This is a genomic window from Plantibacter sp. M259 (assembly GCF_006065115.1).
Taxonomy (GTDB): Bacteria; Actinomycetota; Actinomycetes; order Actinomycetales; family Microbacteriaceae; genus Plantibacter; species Plantibacter auratus.
In genome coordinates this window covers 1,258,731-1,276,557 of record NZ_CP040750.1, presented here as the reverse complement: position 1 = coordinate 1,276,557, position 17,827 = coordinate 1,258,731, and the positions used below count along the sequence as shown (strand labels likewise).

Genomic DNA, 17,827 nt, shown 5'->3' with positions numbered 1-17,827 from the left:
CCCGCCGTCCGGACGGTCGCGGAGGACACGGCAGACTGGTCACATGTCTGAACTCCTCGCCCTCTGTCGCGTCGAAGCCCTCCAGGTGGACGACGGCTCGATCGGCGTCACCGCGATCGACAAGCGGCCCGTCGACGAGCCGCTGCACGTGCGGCCCATGGGGCTGTACGGCGACGTGCAGGCCGATCGCAAACACCACGGCGGCCTCACGAAGGCGCTCTACGCCTACGCCGAGGAGGACGCGCGGTTCTGGGAGGGTGAGCTCGGTCGGGAGATCACGCCGGGGCTCTTCGGCGAGAACCTCCGCACGCGGGGGCTCGACGTGAACGGTGCCGAGATCGGTGAACGCTGGCGGATCGGCGACACCCTCGTCGTCGAGGTGACCTGCCCGCGCACCCCGTGCGGCACCTTCCAGCGGCGCCTGGGCGAGCCCCGGTGGGTGAAGCGCTTCGCCGACGCCGCACGGCCCGGTGCCTACCTCAAGGTGGTCAAGAGCGGGACGGTGCAGGCGGGCGACCCGATCGAGATCGTCCGACAGCCCGGCCACGGCGTCACCATCGCCTCCTGGTTCGCCGCGGCGGACGAGGCGCAGGCCGTCACCCTCGAGCAGTCGGAGCAGTCCGGCGCTGTGGCGCTGGCCCCGAGATCCACGAGTCGATCAAGCAGCTCCGCCGCAAACGGACCGTCTGAGCGTCGCCGTCGCGTCCTCGCACCTGTGCGAGCGCTGAGTGCAAGCCCCGCCCGGAACAGTCCGGAAGCGGATGCTGTTGCATACCATGGAGCCGAAGACCGGAGCACGCGGGGAACCCGCACGGTGCTCGGCACGAAGGAGGAGTCACGATGAGTGCAGCAGACGAGCAGAGCACGACGACCGAGCGCGCGGTGCTGGCCGGCGGATGCTTCTGGGGCATGGAAGACCTCGTCCGGAAGATGCCGGGCGTGAAGTCGACGCGCGTGGGCTACAGCGGTGGCGATGTCGCCAACGCCACCTACCGCAACCACGGCACGCACGCGGAGGCGCTCGAGGTCGTCTTCGACCCGAGCAAGCTGTCCTTCCGTGAGCTCCTGGAGTTCTTCTTCCAGATCCACGACCCGTCGACGAAGAACCGTCAGGGCAACGACGTCGGCCTGAGTTACCGCTCGGCGATCTTCTTCACCTCGCCCGAGCAGGAGCGCGTCGCCCGCGACACGATCGCCGACGTCGACGCCTCAGGGCTCTGGCCCGGCAAGGTCGTCACCGAGGTCGAGCCGGTCTCCGAGTTCTGGGAGGCCGAGCCGGAGCACCAGGACTACCTGGAGCGCATCCCGTGGGGCTACACCTGCCACTTCGTGCGCCCGGGCTGGAAGCTCCCGCGCCGCGCCGAGGTCGCGGAGCAGGCCACCGCGTAAGTACCTTCGCAGCGCCCGGCACTTCGGTGTCGGGCGCTGTGCTGTGCGCGGACCGGCAGGCTCAGACCGGAGGGCTCAGACGCCGTCGGCGCGCGACGAGTTGACGGCGTCGGAGGCCAGTCGTGGCGCGAAGCGCGGGTCGAACTGCAGCGGCGGATCGTCGGGTGATGCCAGTGACGGCTTGCCCAGGCGGACCCACTCGAGGTACTGGAGATAGGGGTCGGACCCGGCATCGACCGGCGCATCGACGATGCGCTTGCGTCCCCACGGCCACTTCCACCCCACGATCAGCATCCTACGGACGGTTCCTGAAGATCCGCGGACCATCGCGCCACGATCTCGCAACGATGCCTCCAGCCGTCGGTCGCATTCGCTTGACGGATAGAAAGTTGTCCACCAGCCGTCGGTGCTGTCATGATGAAGCACGGCGGAGATAGCTAGACAATCGAGATACTTCGAGGGGTTGTCCGGATCCGGTCGCTGCACCCGCCGAGAGAGGTCGTTCCATGGGCTCCACCGGCAGCGAGACGTCTGAACTCCGTCGAGCCTGGGTCGAGCAGCTCACGGCCGATCGCTTCGGCGTCTTCGTGGGAGATCGGCGCGTCGGGTTCATCGACGTGGACTGGCCGCTGCATGTCGCCCTGCGCGGGACCGACTACGAGACGGCGGTCGAGGTCGATCGTGCGATCCGGTTCGATCAGGCGCTGCGTGCCGTCCTCGCCGCCTGAGTGGCCTCCGGTGTCCGGCGGCTATGATCGCAGCACGATTCGGGTGGACGATCGGCCGGGTGACACCCGGTCGGGCCTGCGAGGCGGAGGAGGACTGACGTGACCGACTCCTTCAGTGCCGAGCCGTGGGCATCCGGCCTCCCGGTCCTCGAACTGCCGATGTTCCCACTCGGCTCCGTGCTGTTCCCGCACATGCCGCTCGCCCTGCGGCTCTTCGAGGAGCGCTACCTCACCATGCTGGCGCACCTCCTCGAGGCGGAGGACCCGGCGTTCGGCGTGGTGCTCATCGAGCGCGGGCGCGAGACGGGCGGCGGTGAACACCGGTTCCGTACCGGGACCGTGGCCGAGATCGTCGAGGTCGACGGCGGCGAGGGGTTCGTCGCGGTGATCGCCGAGGGCGGTCAGCGGTTCGAGGTGACCGACTGGTTGCCCGACGACCCGTACCCGCGCGCCGAGATCCGTCCGCTCGACGACCTGGAGTGGGACGAGCGCTGGGAGCGGCTGCGGGACGAGACCGAGGCATCGGTGCGGCGTTCGCTCGCCGTCGCCAGTGAGTTCAGCGAGCAGCAGTGGGCCTCGGTCGTGGAGCTCGCCGACGATCCGCTGGAGTCGTCGTGGCAGCTCGCGGGCATCGCCCCGGTGAGCGAGATCGACCAGATGCGGTTCCTCTCGGCCGGTTCGCTCGAAGAGCTGCTGGTCGGTGTGCGCGATCGCGCCACCGAGGCCGGCGAGGCGTTCATCGCGGGCGGCATCGCCGACGCGGACGACGAGGACTGGGACATCCTCGGCGGCTGAGCCCCGTCGTCGCACCTCGACAGGCTCGGTGACCGGCAGTGCTCGGTGCCGCCGGTCACTGAGCCTGTCGAAGTGCCCTTGCGCATTCGTGGAAACGCTTTACTATTTCCTATAGGATCTTTTTGACCGGGAGCACCAGCCCCGAGCAGTCCTTGAGCGCAATGGAGCATCATGACGGATACGACCGCGACCGCGTCGACACCCCGATGGACCGCCGACACCTGGCCCATCGCCACCTGCCTGCACGGCATCCCACCCGTCGACCGCAACGGCGTGTCCCTGCACGACGCGGAACCCGAAGCCTGGGACGACCTCTTCGCGCAGGTCGCCGGCGTCGGGTTCACCCTCGCCGAACTGCCCGACAGCCACGTCCGGCCGGCCGACCTCGAACCGTCCCGTCGTGACGAGTTCCTCGCCATCGCGAAGTCGCACGGCGTCGGTGTCCCGTCCGTCCACCTGCAGCGACAGAGCGTGATCATGCCGGGCCACGAGGAGCGCAACCTCGAGTACGCGCACCGCACGATCGACGCCGCCGCCGAGTGGGGGATGCAGGTCTTCTCCACCGGCCTGCACCAGCCCTTCAACGACGCGCAGCGCAAGGCGCTGTGGTTCTGGACCGCGCAGGGCCCGAAGGACCCCGACGACCCCGAGGTCTGGAACGCCGCCGTCAGCCGCATCCGCGAGCTCGGCAAGCACGCGGCCGAGGTCGGCCTGCCGCTCGCACTCGAGCTCTACGAGGACACCTACCTCGGCACCGCCGACAGCGCGGTCCGGTTCGTGGAGGAGGTCGGGCTCGACAACGTCGGCCTGAACCCCGACGTCGCGAACCTCATCCGCCTGCACCGCCCGGTGGAGGACTGGCGCGAGCTGTTCGCCAAGACCCTGCCCTACGCCAACTACATGCACGTGAAGAACTACACCCGCGACGAGGCGGCCGACGGCAGCTGGGCGACGTCCGTGCCCTCCACCATGGAGGCCGGGCTCATCAACTACCGCCAGGTCTTCCGCGACGCCGTCGAGCTCGGCTTCAACGGCATCATCCTGGCCGAGCACTACGGCGGCGACAGCCTCGGCATGTGCTCCACCAACCAGAAGTACATCAGGACCCTGCTGCCGCAGGCCTGACCCAGACGACCACAGGAGAGCTTCATCATGACCACACACACCATCGCCGTCGTCGGATCGGGGTACATGGGCGGCGGCATCGCCCAGGTGCTCGCGCTGTCCGGCGCCACCGTCCGCATCGCCGACATCTCCGAGGAGATCGCGCGCAAGAACTACGACCGCCTCATCGCCGAGGCCGAGCAGTTCGTCGCCGACGGACTCTTCCCCGCCGACGCCGTGGAGCGGATCCGCGCCAACGTCTCGCCCGCCGCGTCCATCGAGGAGGCCGTCGCCGGAGCCGACTTCATCGAGGAGGCCGTCCCCGAGAAGATCGAGATCAAGCACGAGACCCTCCGTCGCATCAGCGCGGCCGCCTCGCCCGACGCCATCATCGGCTCGAACACCTCGACCATCCTCATCGGTTCGCTCGCCGAGGCCGTCACGAACCCGGAGCGGTTCCTCGGTGTCCACTTCTCGAACCCGGCCCCGTTCATCCCCGGCGTCGAACTCATCCCGCACGAGACCACCGCCGATGCGGCGATCACCACCGTCGAGGAGATCGTCGCAGCGACCGGCAAGGAGACCGCCCGCGTCAAGGACGCGACCGGCTTCGTGCTCAACCGCCTGCAGTACGCGCTGTTCCACGAGGCGACGCAGCTCGTCGAGGAGGGCGTCGCGACGCCCGAGGACATCGACACGATCGTCCGCACCACCTTCGGCTTCCGGCTCCCCGTCTTCGGTCCGTTCGCGATCGCCGACATGGCCGGACTCGACGTGTACTCGTTCTGCTACGCCTCGCTCCAGACCCGGTGGCCCGAGCGGTTCGCCACGCCGGACTCCCTCAAGGAGCTCGTCGACGCCGGTAAGTTCGGCACGAAGTCCGGTGCCGGCTACCTCGACGTCCCGGCCGACCGCACCCCCGAGCTGATCGCGTACCGCAACAAGGCCTACGTCGCGATCAAGCAGCTCATGGACGAGCTCGGCCCCGCGCCCATCAACTGAGCGGCGCGGCGCCGACCGGCCGCACCGTCCGACTCGATCGGACACCAGACTCCTCCACTCCCACGCAGAAAGGCCGGCCATGACCGCCACCACCTTCCCCGAATCCAAGACCGTCGTCCTCACCGGCGCAGCCTCCCCGCGCGGCATCGGTCGCGCCTCCGCCCACCACCTCGCCGAACTCGGCTGGAACATCGGGATCATCGACCTCGACGAGGCTGCGGCGCAGGCGGTCGCCGCCGAGATCGCGGAGCAGCACGGGGTGCAGGCGGCCGGCGCCGGCGCGAACGTCGCCGACGAGGCGCAGGTGCGTGCCGCGTTCGACGCGCTCGAGGCCGCCCTCCCGCAGCTCGTCGCCCTCGTGAACCTCGCGGGCGTCGCCTCACCCGTGCCCTACCTCGACGTGAGCGCCGACGAGTGGAAGCGCGTCATCGACATCAACCTCAACGGCGTCCACTACACGACCCGCCGTGCGGTCGAGTCGATGGTGTCGAACGGCGTCGGTCGCGTCGTCAGCCTGTCGTCCGTCTCCGCCCAGCGCGGCGGCGGCACCTTCAGCAAGACGGCCTACTCGGCGGCGAAGGCCGGCGTGATCGGCTTCACCCGCAGCGTCGCCCGCGAGCTCGGCCACGACGGCATCACGGTCAACGCCATCTCGCCCGGACCCATCGACACCGACATCATGGGCGGCACCCTCACCGAGGAGCGCAAGACGGACATGGCCGCCGACGGCGTCCTGCCCCGCATCGGCACCCCACGCGACATCGCCGCCGCCATCGCCTACCTCATCAGTGAGGACGCCGGCTTCGTCACCGGTCAGACGCTGAACGTCGACGGCGGCCTCTACATGCACTGATCCACCACACGCACCACGAGCGAACGGAGCAGCACCATGCAGCACCTCACCGGTCAGTGGACCAAATCCCGGTTGATCTTCCTCGGTCTCGGCGTCGTCTTCGTCGGCATCGGCCTCTGGATGATCATCCCCTCGATGGTCTCCTGACCACCGCCAGCAGCAGCAGTAGCGCCAGCAGCACCCACCCGCACCAGTCATCTCAAAGGAGAGTGTCTTGTCCACACCCAATCCGCCGGCGATCGGATCGACCAACGATCCGGCGCTGAAGTCGGCGATCCGCAAGGCGTCGAAGCACCTCATGCCGATGCTCGTCATCCTGTACTTCGTCGCGTTCCTGGACCGCACGAACGTCGGCTTCGCCGAGGAGGCGCTCAGCGTCGACCGCGGCATCTCGAACGGTGCCTTCGCCCTCGGCGCCGGCATCTTCTTCATCGGGTACGCGATCTTCGAGATCCCGAGCAACCTGCTGCTGAAGAAGTTCGGCGCCCGGTTCTGGCTCGCCCGCATCGCGGTGACCTGGGGCATCGTCGCCGCCCTGTTCGCCTTCACGACGAACGACACGATGTTCATCGTCCTGCGGTTCCTGCTCGGCGTGACCGAGGCCGGGCTCTTCCCCGGCGTCATCATGTTCCTGTCGGAGTGGTTCCCGAACAAGGTCCGCGTCCAGATGTTCTCGATCTTCTACCTGGCGCAGCCGTTCTCACAGATGCTCGGCGCCCCGCTGAGTGGTGGCCTCATCAGCTTCGGTGACGCCCTGACCCCGTGGCACGGCTGGCAGGTGATGTTCTTCGCCGAGGGCATGCTCGCGGTCCTTGCCGGCTTCGCAGCGCTCTACTTCCTCACCAACTCGCCACAACAGGCGAAGTGGCTGGACCAACAGGAGAAGGACTCGTTGACGGCCGCGATGAAACGCGAGGACACCGTGCGGCAGTCGGACGGCCCGACCGGTATCGCGAAGGCGATGACGAGTTGGAAGGTGTGGTACTTCACCATCATCTACTTCTGCCTGCAGATCGCGGTGTACGGCACGACGTTCTACCTCCCGCAGCAGGTGGCGAACCTCATCGGTCAGGACGTCGGCTGGCAGGTCGGTCTCGTGGCGGCGATCCCGTGGCTCGTGGGTCTGTTCGCCTGCTACTACGTGGGCCGGAACGCGAACACGGTCGTCCGTCGTCGCACCTGGGGCACGATGTTCTACATCTCCACCGGCGTGTTCATCCTGGCCTCGGCCTGGGCTGGTGCGAACAACCAGCCCTTCCTCGGCATCCTGTTCATCACCATCGCGGTGGCGAGCTTCCTCTCGGTCGGGCCGATCACGTGGGCCTACCCGACGGCGTTCCTCACCGGAACGGCTGCAGCGGCGGGCATCGGCCTCATCAACTCGCTCGGTAACCTCGGCGGCTTCGTCGCCCCGATCATGCGCACCGGGATCAACGAGAGCGTGCCGACCGACAGCGGCGTGTGGGGCGTGGTCTCGCTCGGGGTGTTCGCCTTCCTCGCGGCCGCGATGCTCTACTGCACCCGGTTCTTCCGTGGGGCGAAGGCGGACGAGCTGCTCGAGACGACGGCGAACCGCACGGCGCACTAGTCACGACGCAACACCCGGACGGGGTCGATCGCTCAGGCGGTCGGCCCCGTTTCTGCGCCCTTCGACAGGCTCAGGGACCGGAGGAGGGCGGCTCAGGGACCGGAGGAGGGCGGCTCAGGGACCGGAGCAGGGCGGCTCAGGGACCGGAGCAGGGCGGCTCGGGCGCCGGAGGAGGGCGGCTCAGTGCTCGGCGTCGCTGCGGGCGCGGGTGCGCACGAGCTCGATGTGCGAGCGCATGGCCGCCGCGGCGGCCTCGGGGCCGTCGGAGAACGCGTCGAGGATGGCTCGGTGTTCGACGACCGCTTGGTCGGCGTCGGTGACGCCCGTCTCGACCGTCTGGCGCATGCGGTGCACGCGGGTGGAGATGCCCTCGGACATGTCGAGGAGGAACGGGTTGCGGGTGCCCTCGAAGATGAGGTGGTGGAAGTTCCAGTCCACCGCGAAGTACTCGCGGAGGAGTGCGACGGGGATCTCGCCGGCCGACGCCGCGGCGCGCACCCTGGCGGTCATCCCGACGTGCTGTGCGAGGGCGACCTCGAGGGCCGGGACGAGCTCGTCGGCGTGGGCGGCGGCCAGCGCAGTGGCGCCGCTCTCGAGCACGATGCGGGCGTCGAACAGCGACTCGAGCTGGTCGTCGGCGAGCGGCGGTGCCACCCGGTAGCCCTTGTGGGTGACCCGGGTGACGAGCCCGGTGCGCTCCAGCTGGACGAGTGCCTCGCGGACCGGCGTCGGCGAGACGTCGAGGTCGCGGGCGATGGCGTCGATCGACAGACGGGCACCCGGTTCGATACCGGAGCTCAAGAGCATGTCGAGCACCAGCTCGTAGACGCGGTCGCGCAGACCGCGGCGCTCGAGCGAGGAGGAGGCGCCGAGCGGGAAGACGGCATCAACCACGGCAGCCTCCGAAGGGTGTGCTCGAGGCGTCGTCACGGAGGGGAACCTCCGGTCGAGCGGCCGCGATGATCGTCGAGGACCAGTTTACGGGGCCTCCAGCTGTCATCGCGGCAGGTCGGAGCCCGCGCGGTCGAGGCCGGCCACCTCGTCGAGCACCAGTGAGAGGGCTGCCGGATCGTGGGCGAAGCGGCCGAGGAAGACCCCGTCGACCGCGTCGCCGATCGTCGTGAGCAGGCCGGGTCCGGCGCTCCCGCCGTAGATGACGGCCGAGGAGGTGTCGACCAGACCCCTCGTGGCGAGCGCGTCGAGGTGACCACGCAGCCGGAGGCACACCGTGCGGATGTGGGCTGGACTCGCGGCCTCGGTGGCGCCGATGGCCCAGTGTGGTTCGTAGGCGACGATGACGCGGCCCACGATCCCGGCGGCGACCGCCCCTGCCAGGGCGTCGTCGAGCTGTGCGACGCACTCCGCGGCCGCCACCGCGGCGTCTCCGTGCTCGGCTTCGCCGATGCACAGCACCGGCGCGAGACCGTTGCGGAGCGCGGCGGTCGTCTTCGCGCGGACGACGTCGGGCGTCTCACCGAACAGTCGGCGCCGCTCCGCGTGCCCGACCTCGACGACCTCGCAGCCGACCTCGCGGAGCTCGGCACCGCTCACCTCGCCGGTGAACGCCCCGGTGTCCTCGGTCGCGAGATCCTGAGCCCCCACGGACGCGACGCCGCGGAGCCGCTTCACCGCACCGGTCACCGAGAGGTACCCGGGGATGACGAACAGCTCCGCCGCGCCGGATCGGAGTGCGTGGTGCTCGGCCGACACCCCCGCGACGACCGAGCACCAGTCGAGCGTCTGCGCGTGCCCGAAGTACATCTTCAGGCTCACGCCGACGAGTCTTGGGCGTCCTGACATCAGGACGCTTCGTATGCGCTGATCTCCTGCACCTTGTCGTTCGACGCGCTCGAGGCGTCGAACTCGTAGGTGAGCCACTCGCGCACGTTGCGGCGGGCGAGTTCGATGCCGACGACGCGCTGGCCCATGCAGAGCACCTGGGCGTCGTTCGAGAGCACCCCGCGTTCGACGGAGAAGCCGTCGTGCGCGGTGACGGCTCGGATGCCCTGGACCTTGTTCGCCGCGATCGCCACGCCGAGGCCCGTGCCGCAGATGAGCAGCGCGCGGTCGGCCTCGCCGCGGGCGACGATCTCGGCCGCGGTCACCGCGACCGTCGGGTAGTTGGTGCGGCCGTCGGCGTCGACCCCGACGTCGACCACTGAGGCGACCAGGTCGCTCGCCTCGAGGTCGCGCTTGAGGATCTCCTTGTAGTCGTAGCCGGCGTCATCGGAGCCGATGACGATTCGCCAGGTGCGGGTCATGGTGTGCCTTTCGTTGCTGGCCCTTCGACAAGCTCAGGGACCGGGGTGTCGCTTCAGGGAGCGGGTGTCGCTTCAGGGAGCGGGTGTCTGTTCAGGGAGCGGGGCGTCTGTTCATGGAGCGGGTGTCTGTTCAGGGAGCGGAGTGTCTGTCGGTGGATCGGGCGTTCAGCGCTCGGCGAGCAGGGTGCCGACACGCTCGACGATGAGGGCGAGGGAGACGGCTCCGGGGTCCTCGACGCCCACGGCCTTCGAGCCGTGCGAGCGGGCTCGGCCCATGCCGGGCATGAGACCGGCCGTGTCGTGTGCCGCAGCGGTTGCTGCCGCCGCCGCGGTGGTCCAGGCGGTGGAGAGGTCGTCGCCGGCCGTGACGCGTTCTGCGAGCGTGTCGGCGAACGGGACGAGGGCGTCGACGAGCGTCTTGTCGCCGACGGAGGCCTTGCCGTAGCGCATGACGGCGTCCTTCGCTGCGGTCACGCCCTCGCTCACGGTGGTGGCGGTCGGGCGCTCGGCGTCGCCGAGGCGCTCGCCGAGGGTTCGGAGCATGACGCCCCACAGGGCGCCCGAGGTGCCACCGGCGCGGTCGGACCAGGCGTCGCCCGAGCGGTCGAGCAGCGTCGCGACGCCGGCACCGGCCTCGCGCAGGCGCTCGGCCTCCTCGGCGGCGGCGGTCGCCCCGCGGTCCATGCCGATGCCGTGGTCGCCGTCGCCGACGATGGCGTCGAGGCGTCCCAGCTCGTCCGCGTGCTCCGCGAGGAGCTCCTGGATCGCGGAGATCGCGTCGGCCACGACGGCCGCCGACTCCTGCGACTCGGGCGAAGCGTCCGGCACGACGAAGGCGACGTCCTCGGTGTCGTCGGCTGCGACGGTCTCGAGTGCGCCGGAGTCGACGGCGCCCGTGCGGAACGCGGGCGTGTCCGCAGCAGCACTCCACAGTCGCTCCAGCTCCTCGTCCACCCAGAGCAGGGTGAGTGAGACGCCGGCCATGTCGAAGCTCGTGCAGAACTCACCGACCTGGGGGTCGACGAGGGTGATCCCGGCGTCCTCCAGCAGGGAGGCGATGCGGTCGTAGACGACGAACAACTCCTCCGACTTCACGGAGCCGAGACCGTTGAGGATCGGGACGACGCGTGCGCCCTTCGGCGTGACGCCGTCCGGGATCTCGGACTCGTTCAGGAGGTGGTGCACGAACAACTCCGCCAATCCGTCCGCGGAGGGGATGTCGGTCTCGTCGATACCGGGCTCGCCGTGGATACCGAGCCCGACGGCCATGCGTCCCTCCGGCACGGAGAACAACGGTTCGTCGGCACCGGGCAGCGTGCACCCGGAGAACGCGACGCCCATCGAACGGGTCCGGGTGTTGGCCAGGATCGCCACGCGCTCGACGTCGTCGATGGAGTACCCACCCGAGGCAGCGCCGCCCGCGACCTTGAAGACGGTGAGGTCGCCCGCGATCCCGCGTCGCTTCTCGAGTTCGGTGGGCGGTGCGCTGAAGATGTCGTCGGTCACGGTGACGGTGCGGCAGTCGATGCCGTCGGCGCGCACGGCGTCCTGGGCGGCGGTGAAGTGCAACACGTCGCCGGCGTAGTTGCCGTAGCTGAGGAGGACGCCCCGACCCTGTTCGCTCGCGCGGACGACGCTCTCCACCTGGTGTGCGGACGGCGAGGCGAAGAGGTTGCCCATGGCCGCACCGTGGGCGAGTCCTGGGCCGACGAGGCCGGCGAAGGCGGGGTAGTGGCCGGATCCGCCACCGATCACGAGGGCGACCTCCGGTTCCGCGGACTTCGTGGAGCGCGACACCCCGCCGGAGACCTTGCGCACCCAGCGTCCGTTGGCTCGGACGAAGCCGTCCACCATCTCATCCGCGAAGTCGGCCGGTCGGTTCCAGAGCCTGGTCATCTGCATCTCCTCGTCATCGAGTCCGTCGATCCGGCGCAAGCCGGCACATCGCGATAATCCTATAGGATATTGGAACCGACCGAAACCCTGGCAGTGCCCTAACTCAGGACCGCTGCGGCGTGTCGCCGTCCGATCGGGGGCCAGGGCCACGACGCGCCGAGCCGATCCTGAGTTGGGGAAGTGACAGGCGGGTGGGGGAGGCGCCGGGTGTGGGCGCGGGACGGGAGCGACGCGCGGATGTCCGTCCAGGCGGCTGAACCTGCCGAGGCGCGTGTGGGGGAGACACGGCCCCGGCAGGTTCGGCCGCCCGGACGGGCGCTCAGCTCCGGCCGATGCTGCCCGAGGTCTGTTCCGCACGACGTGCGGCGCGGAGCGAGGGCGTGATCGCGAAGGTGATGCTCGACGACCGGCGCGGTGCGGTCGCCCGCAGGAAGCCGAGCCGCTCGGCGAGGGCGATGGACCTGGTGTTCTCCGGCTCGATGACGGCCGTGACGGTCTTCGCCCCGACCTCGCGGAAGGCCAGGTCGATCATCGCCGCCGAGGCCTCGCTCGCGAGACCGCGTCCGCCGACGGCGGGGTCGAGGACCCATCCGATCTCGACCGAGCGCTCAGCAGGCTGGACGTCGCGGAGGTGCAGGGAGACGTCGCCGACGAGCCGCCCGTCGTGCTCGACGGCCAGAGCGAGGAAGTCGCCCGACTGCCAGAGGCGGCTGTGCCGGACGCGGTCACGCAGGTGCTCGCGGGACGCCTCCCGGTCGCGGACGGGCCACGGCAGGTGCTCGACGACCTCGGGCGTGGACTGGATGCGGTACCAGGCCTCGGCGTCCTCCAACCGGTGGCGACGCAGGACGAGACGGTCGGTGCTGATCGGGTGCGCATCGACCGGAACCTCGATCCGCGGCCCGCGGAGGAATCGAGGACGTGAGACGCCTGCCGGGAACAGGGGACGCAGAGCACGGACCGCGGCGGCGAGGCCGCTCCGGATCCGGTCCGCGGGCTCGGCCGTCGCTCCGGCCGTCCGACGACGGCGGGGGGCGAACGACGTGCCCAGGGGTTCTGCTCGGGTCATGCCCTCCACGGTAGGCATCGCACCCATGGGCTCGGCCTGAAAAGATATGAGGCCTCTATGAATCGCCCGTCGCTCCCCCGCCTCGCAGCTCGACGACGGATAATCGACCCATGCCCTCCGACCTGCCAACGCAGATCGTCGACTCGGGGCGCCGCCGGGCGGTCCTCGCCAAGCTACCGCGGATGTACCGGGCCGACGGTTCACCCATCCGCGTCCTCCTCGTCGACGACGAAGCGGTCCTGACCGACCTCGTGAGCCTGGCCCTCGGCTATGAGGGGTGGGTCGTGGACGTCGCCACCAACGGGCGCGAGGCCGTCCAGCGCTACCGCACGGAGCGTCCGGACGTCGTCGTCCTCGACATCATGTTGCCCGACATGGACGGGCTGAGTGTCCTCCGCCAGCTCCGCAGCTTCTCGCAGGGGGAGCCGGAATCGGGCACCCCGACCCTGTTCCTCACTGCACGCGACTCGGTGGACGACCGCATCATGGGCCTCACCGCCGGCGGCGACGACTACATGACGAAGCCGTTCTCGCTGGAGGAGCTCGTGGCCCGCCTCCGTGGTCTCCTCCGACGCACCGCGCACGTCGTGTCCGACGACGACTCCCGCATCACGATCGGCGGGCTCTTCCTCGATGAGCGCAGCTACGAGGTCAGCCGCGACGGCGAGCCGGTGGCGCTCACGACGACGGAGTTCGAGCTGCTCCGCTACTTCATGCGCAACCCGAAGCGCGTGCTGAGCCGGGCCCAGATCCTCGACCGCGTGTGGAACTACGACTTCGCCGGCAAGGCCAGCATCGTCGACCTCTACGTCTCCTACCTCCGCAAGAAGATCGACGCCGACCGTGCGCCGATGATCCACACCGTCCGCGGTGTCGGATACGTGCTGCGGCCGGTCGAATGAGCACCGCATCGGTTCCGACTGCGGGCGTGCCGACGCCTCGGGCGGACCGGCGGCACCCGTGGACGCTCCAGCGACGGTTGGTGACGGGCATCGCTGCGGTCATCGCAGCGGTCCTCGCGGTGTCGGGCATCCTGACGATCGTCACGGTCGAAGGGTCGGTCACCGCCGTCGTCGACACCCAGCTCACCGGATCGATGGAGGCCTTCGAGCACTCCGTGGTGAAGTTCCACGATCAGCAGGCGGGCGGGGGAGCCGTGGTGGACCCCGACGCCACGCGCGGTGAGCCCGGCTACGTCAAGCCGTTCGTGGACTACGTCGGCCACGGGCCCGGGACGCTCATCGCACTCGTCGCGGATGGTGGGGTCGTCGATTCCGCGCGCTTCACCCAGTCCAACGCGACGGCGCTCGACGTGCGGACGAAGGCGCTCATCGAGGAGGCCGTCGCGGCCGACAGCTCCGAGCGACAGAACATCGAACTGGGGTCGCTCGGCGGATACCGGCTCGAGTTCCTCGACCACGGCGACGGCGAGACCCTCGTGGCCGGCGTCTCGCTCGCCACCCCGCGAGCGGCCGTGCAGCAGGAGGCGATCGTCATCGCGATCCTCGCCGTCCTCGCGCTCGCGGTCACCATCGTCGGGGCGATCATCGTGGTCCGCCTCGGGCTCCGACCGTTGTCCCGCGTGGCCGCCGCCGCCGAGGAGGTGTCCACGCTGCAACTCGAGCGCGGCGACACCGGGATCGACGTGCGGGTCGATCAGGCCGATACCGACCCTCGGACGGAGATCGGCAAGGTGGGCGAGGCGCTCAACGGCCTCATCGACCACGTCGACCGCGCACTCGCCGTCCGAGCCGCGACCGACAAACGCATGCGCCGGTTCGTCACCGACGCGAGCCACGAACTCCGAACGCCGCTCGCCGCGATCCAGGGCTACGCCGAGCTCACCCGCCAGGACAGCGAGAACCTCCCGCCCATGACGGAGCACGCGCTCGCCCGCATCGAGTCGGAGGCGACCCGGATGAGCTCGCTCGTCAGCGAGTTGCTCCTGTTGGCACGTCTCGACGAGGGGCAGGACCTGCACCTCGACGACGTCGACCTGAGCGACCTCGTCGCCGCCGCCGTGAGCGACGCGGCCGTCTCTGCACCGGCGCACCACTGGTCGGTCGACGTGCCGGAGCGCGCGATCATCGTGCGCGGCGACCGCGAGCGTCTCCACCAGCTCGTCGTGAACCTGCTGTCGAACGCCGCCGTGCACACCCCGGCCGGCACCTCCGTGGTCACCCGCATCAGCGCACCGAAGAGCCTCGACGAGCCGCAGCGCGCCTCGCTGACGATCGCCGACGACGGACCCGGCATCGACGAGGCCTTCCTCCCCGAACTCTTCGACCGGTTCGCCCGGGCCGACTCCTCGCGCTCGCGTGCCGCCGGCAGCACGGGCCTCGGCCTGGCGATCGCGCTGTCCATCGCCGAGGGCCACGAGGGCTCGATCGAGGTCGCCTCGTCCTGCGCCGGCACCACGTTCACGGTGACGCTGCCGTGGTCGGGCCCGTCCGAGGAGCACCCCGCGGTCCGGCCGGCGGCCGACGCCACCGGGACGCGACCGGAGGCGGTCACCTCGACGCGAGGCTGATCGCCCGACCGCGGTCGTCGACTTGCACCCGGTCGCCGAGTGCCACCCGGTCACCGAGCGCCATCCGGTCACCGAGCGCCATCCGGTCACCGAGCTTGTCGAGGTGCCCTTCGACAAGCTCAGGGACCGGAAGGGATGGCTCAGGGACCGGAAGGGATGGCTCAGGGACCGGAAGGGATGGCTCAGGGACCGGAAGGGATGGCTCAGGGGCCGGACGGGATGGTTCAGGGGGCCGACCGGCGGAGGGCGATGAGCTGCTGCGCCGAGTGGGCGAGGTGCGCGCGGAGCTCCGCCTGGCCCTGGTCGCCGCTGAGCGCGTGGACGAGTCGGTCGTGCTGGTCGATGAGTTCCTCGGGCGGGAGGACGCTCCGGAGCTGCACCATGAAGAGGCCGAGCTCGGCGAGCAGTCCACCGTGCGCCTCGCTCAGTCGAGGGCTCCGAGCTGCGGCGACGATCGCGTGGTGCAGCTCGGCGTGCGCGACCTCGATGGCGCGGTGATCACCGGGTCGGTCGATGCAGACGCGTCGGAGGCTGTCGTTCGCCGCGACCACCGAGGCTGGTGGACGCGATCCCGGTTCCGCACGCGTTCGCAGCAGCCGGACCGCCTCGGCCTCGATCGCCGTCCGGTACTCCATGAGGGCGAGCACGTCGGCGTCGCTGAACGACCGCACCCGTGCGCCGCGGTAGGCCTCGAACGTGACGAGGCGCTCCGCCGCGAGCGCCTGGAGCGCCGCTCGAACGGTGTGCCGGTTGACGCCGAACCGGGCGGTGAGGGCGGTCTCCCGCAATGGCTCGTCCGCGCCGAGCCGTCCGTCGAGGATGTCCTCCCGCAGTGCATCCGCGACGGCGTCGACCGCGGTCATGGGGCGACCTCGCGACGGTCGATGCGCTTCGGTACGACGAGGATCGCGAGTCCGGTCACGAGCAGCGCGGCACCGACGACGGTGGACGGCCCGAAGGACTCTCCGAGGAGCAGGATGCCGAGGAGCGTCGCCGTCATCGGTTCGAAGAGCGTGAGCGTCGCGACGCGGGACGCGGGCAGCCCACCGAGCGCGTAGCCGAACAGCAGGTACCCCGCCACCGTGTTCACGAGCGCGAGCCACGCGACCGCGAGGGCGCCGGGCACGGTGAGGATCCAGGCGGTCTCGGTGGCGAGGAGGATCGGCATCGAGACGAGCGCCGCTGCGCCGAAGAGCGCCGCCATGGTGCCGAGCGGCGTCCACCCGTGCTCGATGAGCGCCTTGCTGCAGAGCGTGTACAGGGCGTAGGAGGCTCCGGCTCCGACGGACGCGAGCAGCCCGTCCACCGAGACGGTCCCGATCCCGCCGCCCGTCACCCCGGACAGGACGGCCACACCGGCTGCGGCGACGATCGTCGCCAGGAACCAGCGGCCGCTCGGGCGTCGGCGGTGGATCGCCCATTCGAGGAGACCGGTGATGGCGGGTGCGGAGCCGAGCGCCGTGAGGGTTCCAATCGCGACACCGTTGCGTTCCACGCCGAGGAAGAAGAACGGTTGATACGCGGTGACGCCGATCGTGCCAACGACGACGGCGACGACCAGCGCGGGCCTCCCGAGTTCCGCTGCGCGGGTCCGAGGTGGCGTGGCCCTCGAGCGACGGGCGAACGCCGTCCACACGAGGACGAGGAGCGCTCCACCGAAGACGATGCGTGCGGCGCCGAACGCGACCGAGCCCACCTCGATCGGTAGGAGCGCGTGAGCCGTCCCGGTCGTCCCGAAGCACACGGCGGCGAGGATCGCGGCGGCGACAGGCAGGCGCCCGGCGGTGGTGTTGTCGGCGGTCGACGGGGTCTCCGTCGGCGAGCGGGTCATGGGGACAGCTTGCCGCAGGATTGTGTAACAATCAACGGCCGATCGGGATGCTGTGGGACGAACGCCACGACGCCCGCCCGCTCGAGGAGCGGACGGGCGTCGGGTGGGAGACCGGGTCAGCCGGCGTAGCCGCTGCTGATCACCGACACCCCGAGCAGCAGGGCTGCGCCGGCGGCGACGATCAGGGCGAGTGCCAGCATCGTGCCGGAGATGATGACGGCGGTGAGGGCGAAGCCCTTCGACTTCGGCTTGCGGGCGAGCGCGATGATGCCGAGCACGAGTGAGGCGATCGGCAGGAGGACGAACGACGGCGCCACGATCGCGGCGATCGACAGGGCGAACGCGATGATCGACAGCGTCTGGGTCGAGCTCTCGCGGTCGGCGGCCGTCGGGGCAGGCACGGGTGCGAGGGGCACTGGGGTCGTCGGCTGTGTCGGGGCGACCTCCTGCACGGCCGTGGCCTGGGTGAGGGTTCGGGGCCGAACGCTTCGGTCGGGGCATCTGCCAGGGTCACGTCCTCGGCGGGCGAGATCGTGGTGGACTCGGTGGTGGCTGAGGCGGACATGAGGTGGGTTTCCTTCCTCCGCGGTGTGCGGAGCTGATCGGTTGATGGCTCCAGCCTCCTCGGATCGCCGCCGGGGCGCGTCGCCCGCGCGCCCGATCTCCTATCCACCTGCGGGACGATCCTCGGCGCCTCACGCATGGGTCTGGGGTGCCGTAGCCCCGCCATACCACGCTGCGCGGTGACCCTCGCAAACCGGACAGCAGGGTTCCGGAGACG

19 protein-coding genes are annotated in these 17,827 nt (G+C 70.1%); 10 read left to right on the top strand and 9 right to left on the bottom strand.

All coding sequences use genetic code 11. The annotated features are described in order from the left end of the window. The first annotated feature begins 43 nt into the window (after positions 1-43). Entirely contained in the window at positions 44-844 is an 801-nt protein-coding gene (locus FGL15_RS05810) for an MOSC domain-containing protein (protein WP_240773814.1), read from the top strand. Beyond that, the gene (msrA, locus tag FGL15_RS05805) at positions 841-1,389 is read left to right on the top strand and encodes a peptide-methionine (S)-S-oxide reductase MsrA (RefSeq protein WP_064295677.1); all 549 of its coding nucleotides are present in this window, start codon (positions 841-843) and stop codon (positions 1,387-1,389) included. Before FGL15_RS05810 ends, msrA begins: the two co-directional genes overlap by 4 nt. A gap of 75 nt (positions 1,390-1,464) precedes the next feature. Here the strand turns inward: msrA and FGL15_RS05800 are convergent, their stop codons facing one another. After that, a complete protein-coding gene (locus tag FGL15_RS05800; protein ID WP_124767435.1) occupies positions 1,465-1,674 on the bottom strand; it encodes a hypothetical protein in 210 nt (69 codons plus the stop codon). 221 nt (positions 1,675-1,895) lie between these two features. Here FGL15_RS05800 and FGL15_RS05795 point away from each other — a divergent pair, with 221 nt between their 5' ends. The 6 genes from FGL15_RS05795 (at position 1,896) to FGL15_RS05770 (ending at position 7,459) form a co-directional block, all read left to right on the top strand. Beyond that, positions 1,896-2,117 carry a hypothetical protein gene (locus tag FGL15_RS05795; protein ID WP_064295679.1) on the top strand — a complete coding sequence of 74 codons (222 nt, stop codon included), beginning with the start codon at positions 1,896-1,898 and terminating at the stop codon, positions 2,115-2,117. Positions 2,118-2,216: 99 nt separating this feature from the next. Continuing rightward, positions 2,217-2,912 (top strand): LON peptidase substrate-binding domain-containing protein, encoded by a 696-nt coding sequence (locus FGL15_RS05790; RefSeq protein WP_240773812.1) that lies wholly within the window; start codon positions 2,217-2,219, stop codon positions 2,910-2,912. 171 nt (positions 2,913-3,083) lie between these two features. After that, positions 3,084-4,037 (top strand): sugar phosphate isomerase/epimerase, encoded by a 954-nt coding sequence (locus tag FGL15_RS05785; protein WP_079003326.1) that lies wholly within the window; start codon positions 3,084-3,086, stop codon positions 4,035-4,037. Positions 4,038-4,064: 27 nt separating this feature from the next. After that, the gene (locus tag FGL15_RS05780) at positions 4,065-5,018 is read left to right on the top strand and encodes a 3-hydroxyacyl-CoA dehydrogenase family protein (protein WP_138945308.1); all 954 of its coding nucleotides are present in this window, start codon (positions 4,065-4,067) and stop codon (positions 5,016-5,018) included. A gap of 79 nt (positions 5,019-5,097) precedes the next feature. Beyond that, the gene (locus FGL15_RS05775) at positions 5,098-5,871 is read left to right on the top strand and encodes an SDR family NAD(P)-dependent oxidoreductase (protein WP_138945307.1); all 774 of its coding nucleotides are present in this window, start codon (positions 5,098-5,100) and stop codon (positions 5,869-5,871) included. A 214-nt stretch (positions 5,872-6,085) separates the two neighbouring features. Then, positions 6,086-7,459: an MFS transporter gene (locus tag FGL15_RS05770; protein WP_240773810.1), complete on the top strand. Its 1,374-nt coding sequence runs from the start codon at positions 6,086-6,088 to the stop codon at positions 7,457-7,459. A gap of 180 nt (positions 7,460-7,639) precedes the next feature. On the opposite strand, the gene FGL15_RS05765 is transcribed toward FGL15_RS05770, so the two are convergent. The 5 genes from FGL15_RS05765 to FGL15_RS05745 all read right to left on the bottom strand — a co-directional run bounded on the left by FGL15_RS05765 (position 7,640) and on the right by FGL15_RS05745 (position 12,685). Next, positions 7,640-8,353, bottom strand: a complete 714-nt coding sequence (locus FGL15_RS05765; protein ID WP_240773808.1) for a GntR family transcriptional regulator — start codon at positions 8,351-8,353, stop codon at positions 7,640-7,642. Positions 8,354-8,455: 102 nt separating this feature from the next. Next, a complete protein-coding gene (locus FGL15_RS05760; protein ID WP_370282092.1) occupies positions 8,456-9,232 on the bottom strand; it encodes a triose-phosphate isomerase in 777 nt (258 codons plus the stop codon). Positions 9,233-9,258: 26 nt separating this feature from the next. Continuing rightward, positions 9,259-9,720, bottom strand: coding sequence for a ribose-5-phosphate isomerase (locus tag FGL15_RS05755; protein WP_138945305.1), 462 nt, complete (start codon positions 9,718-9,720; stop codon positions 9,259-9,261). A 165-nt stretch (positions 9,721-9,885) separates the two neighbouring features. Further along, complete coding sequence (locus FGL15_RS05750; protein WP_138945304.1) at positions 9,886-11,616, bottom strand: dihydroxyacetone kinase family protein; 1,731 nt, start codon at positions 11,614-11,616, stop codon at positions 9,886-9,888. A 319-nt stretch (positions 11,617-11,935) separates the two neighbouring features. Further along, complete coding sequence (locus FGL15_RS05745) at positions 11,936-12,685, bottom strand: GNAT family N-acetyltransferase (RefSeq protein WP_138945303.1); 750 nt, start codon at positions 12,683-12,685, stop codon at positions 11,936-11,938. Positions 12,686-12,795: 110 nt separating this feature from the next. Between FGL15_RS05745 and FGL15_RS05740 the strand changes: the two genes are divergently transcribed. Beyond that, positions 12,796-13,587, top strand: a complete 792-nt coding sequence (locus tag FGL15_RS05740) for a response regulator transcription factor (protein ID WP_064295688.1) — start codon at positions 12,796-12,798, stop codon at positions 13,585-13,587. Continuing rightward, positions 13,584-15,215, top strand: coding sequence for a cell wall metabolism sensor histidine kinase WalK (locus FGL15_RS05735; protein ID WP_138945302.1), 1,632 nt, complete (start codon positions 13,584-13,586; stop codon positions 15,213-15,215). The genes FGL15_RS05740 and FGL15_RS05735 overlap by 4 nt, the downstream gene beginning before the upstream one ends. Positions 15,216-15,439: 224 nt before the next feature. On the opposite strand, the gene FGL15_RS05730 is transcribed toward FGL15_RS05735, so the two are convergent. From FGL15_RS05730 to FGL15_RS05720, 3 genes are all read right to left on the bottom strand, one after another. Then, the gene (locus FGL15_RS05730) at positions 15,440-16,078 is read right to left on the bottom strand and encodes a GntR family transcriptional regulator (RefSeq protein WP_138945301.1); all 639 of its coding nucleotides are present in this window, start codon (positions 16,076-16,078) and stop codon (positions 15,440-15,442) included. Next, positions 16,075-17,046 (bottom strand): DMT family transporter, encoded by a 972-nt coding sequence (locus FGL15_RS05725; RefSeq protein ID WP_138945300.1) that lies wholly within the window; start codon positions 17,044-17,046, stop codon positions 16,075-16,077. Before FGL15_RS05725 ends, FGL15_RS05730 begins: the two co-directional genes overlap by 4 nt. Before the next feature lie 116 nt (positions 17,047-17,162). Next, positions 17,163-17,447 (bottom strand): hypothetical protein, encoded by a 285-nt coding sequence (locus FGL15_RS05720; protein ID WP_138945299.1) that lies wholly within the window; start codon positions 17,445-17,447, stop codon positions 17,163-17,165. Between the last annotated feature and the right edge of the window lie 380 nt (positions 17,448-17,827).

Bases quoted from the DNA above. Each gene is read 5' to 3' on its own strand.
- FGL15_RS05780 (WP_138945308.1), top strand. From the start codon at position 4,065: ATGACCACACACACCATCGCCGTCGTCGGATCGGGGTACATGGGCGGC.
- msrA (WP_064295677.1), top strand. From the start codon at position 841: ATGAGTGCAGCAGACGAGCAGAGCACGACGACCGAGCGCGCGGTGCTG.
- FGL15_RS05750 (WP_138945304.1), bottom strand. From the start codon at position 11,616: ATGACCAGGCTCTGGAACCGACCGGCCGACTTCGCGGATGAGATGGTG.
- FGL15_RS05740 (WP_064295688.1), top strand. From the start codon at position 12,796: ATGCCCTCCGACCTGCCAACGCAGATCGTCGACTCGGGGCGCCGCCGG.
- FGL15_RS05745 (WP_138945303.1), bottom strand. From the start codon at position 12,685: ATGACCCGAGCAGAACCCCTGGGCACGTCGTTCGCCCCCCGCCGTCGT.
- FGL15_RS05730 (WP_138945301.1), bottom strand. From the start codon at position 16,078: ATGACCGCGGTCGACGCCGTCGCGGATGCACTGCGGGAGGACATCCTC.
- FGL15_RS05775 (WP_138945307.1), top strand. From the start codon at position 5,098: ATGACCGCCACCACCTTCCCCGAATCCAAGACCGTCGTCCTCACCGGC.
- FGL15_RS05810 (WP_240773814.1), top strand. From the start codon at position 44: ATGTCTGAACTCCTCGCCCTCTGTCGCGTCGAAGCCCTCCAGGTGGAC.
- FGL15_RS05795 (WP_064295679.1), top strand. From the start codon at position 1,896: ATGGGCTCCACCGGCAGCGAGACGTCTGAACTCCGTCGAGCCTGGGTC.
- FGL15_RS05755 (WP_138945305.1), bottom strand. From the start codon at position 9,720: ATGACCCGCACCTGGCGAATCGTCATCGGCTCCGATGACGCCGGCTAC.
- FGL15_RS05725 (WP_138945300.1), bottom strand. From the start codon at position 17,046: ATGACCCGCTCGCCGACGGAGACCCCGTCGACCGCCGACAACACCACC.
- FGL15_RS05785 (WP_079003326.1), top strand. From the start codon at position 3,084: ATGACGGATACGACCGCGACCGCGTCGACACCCCGATGGACCGCCGAC.
- FGL15_RS05735 (WP_138945302.1), top strand. From the start codon at position 13,584: ATGAGCACCGCATCGGTTCCGACTGCGGGCGTGCCGACGCCTCGGGCG.